The organism is Acrocarpospora catenulata (genome assembly GCF_018476525.1).
Classification (GTDB): domain Bacteria; phylum Actinomycetota; class Actinomycetes; order Streptosporangiales; family Streptosporangiaceae; genus Acrocarpospora; species Acrocarpospora catenulata.
Genome location: NZ_JAHCST010000148.1, coordinates 1 through 1,757 on the forward strand (window position 1 = coordinate 1; position 1,757 = coordinate 1,757).

At 69.0% G+C, this 1,757-nt stretch carries 1 protein-coding gene; it reads left to right on the top strand.

Features of this window, described 5'->3' with window-relative positions; all coding sequences use genetic code 11:
* A partial coding sequence (locus KIP79_RS46095; protein ID WP_214111418.1) for a replication initiator occupies nucleotides 1-1,529 on the top strand: 1,529 nt, incomplete at its 5' end.
* Nucleotides 1,530-1,757: the final 228 nt, after the last annotated feature.

Consider the following 1,757-nt stretch of genomic DNA (forward strand, 5'->3'; position numbering starts at 1 on the left):
AGGATGTGGTCACCGGTGCCGTAGAAGTGATCGACCTGCCGTGCGGGAGCTGGCGGGAGAGCTGGTGTCCGCCGTGCGCCAAGCGGGTGCGCGACCTTCGGCGGGCTCAATGCCGGGAAGGCTGGCACCTGGAGCAAGAGCCGGTCTCGGGGGACCTGATGACCCCTGCCGAGTATCGGCGGTACCTGGCTGATCTGCGGGTTCAGGCGGTGGGCTGGCGGGATGAGGCGGCGGCGGCCGGTGAGGACACGGCGGATCTGGATGCGGCGATTGCCGAACTGGACGCGGAGATCGCGGCGGCGCAACCTGTCCGGCGGGACGCGAGTGAGGGCGGGACCTCGGATGGTCAGGCGGCCGGTGAGGGGTCGGCTGATGAGGCGGGGTCGCGTCGGGTGCGGTCCACGCGGCGGCGTCAGGATGTGCCGGACCTGCCTAAGCGTGAGGTACGGGACTCGACGTTGGGGCGCACGTTCGCGGGCCGTGAGGGTCGGACGTTCCGCCCGTCGATGTTCCTCACGCTCACGCTTCCGTCGTACGGCAAGGTCAGGGACGGGGTTCCGGTTGATCCGGATCGTTACGACTACGCGGCGGCAGCTCGGGACGCTCTTCACTTCTCCAAGCTGGTGGATCGCTTCGTTCAGAACCTTCGCCGTGTGGCGGGGTTCGACGTGCAGTACTTCGCCGTAGTCGAACCGCAGAAGCGGCGGGCTCCGCATCTGCACATGGCGATTCGGGGGACGTTGCCGCGTGCTGAGCTGCGGCGGGTGGTGGCGGCCACCTATCACCAGGTGTGGTGGCCTGCGGTGGATACGGTGCGGTTCGACGGGGAGCACGTTCCGGTGTGGCAAGACGGGGCGGGCTATGTGGACCCTGCCACGGGTGAGGTGCTGCCCACCTGGGATGAGGCGTTGGACCGGTTGGCGGCCGGTAGCGAGGCTGAGCCGTTGCATGTGGTGCGGTTCGGTGCCCAGCTCGACATGCAGGGCGTGTTGGGCGGCACTCCGGACGCGGATCAGCGGGTCAAGTACCTGTCCAAGTACCTGTCGAAGTCCCTCGGTGAGGGCTGGGACGCTCCGCCCGGATCGGGGAGCGCGGATCATGTGGCGCGGCTGGTGGATGCGGTGCGGTGGGAGCCCTGTTCACCCGAGTGTGCCAACTGGCTGCGCTACGGGGTCCAGCCGAAGGGCTGTAAGGGGGGCTTGCGTCCGGGGTGGTGCCGGAAGAAGGCGCACAAGCCGGATCACCTGGGTTATGGCGGTCGGCGGGTGCTGGTGTCGCGGAAGTGGTCGGGCAAGACCCTTGCCGGGCATAAGGCCGATCGGAGGGCGTGGGCGCTGGCGGCGCTGGGCCTGGATCCGGACCAGGAGGAGCGGGAGCCGGGCCGGTATGTGTGGCGGCGGGTGAGTGCGTCTGATCCGGCGTTGGAACCGGTGTCGGTTCGGCTGTTGCGGCTGGTTGCCGAACGTATCCGAAGACGGGCGGAGACCGAACAGCATCGAGTGGCGGCGGTGGTGGAGGGGTCGCCGTGAGTGGTCAGAGCAGGAAAGGGCTGTGCCGACGAACTTGGGCTCCGATGCGTGCGCTGGGTACCGCTGTCTGGGCGGGTGGCTGGTCGCTGGCGGGGGTTGCGGGTCGGCGCGACGGGTCGCGGGTAAGCGTCGCCTTCAACAGGGCGTGCCGAAGGCTCCTCTTCGTTCTGGTCCTTGGGCGGGCGGGCGGGTCCGGGAGTCCGCAACCAGGGTCACCGTTCGGTTACG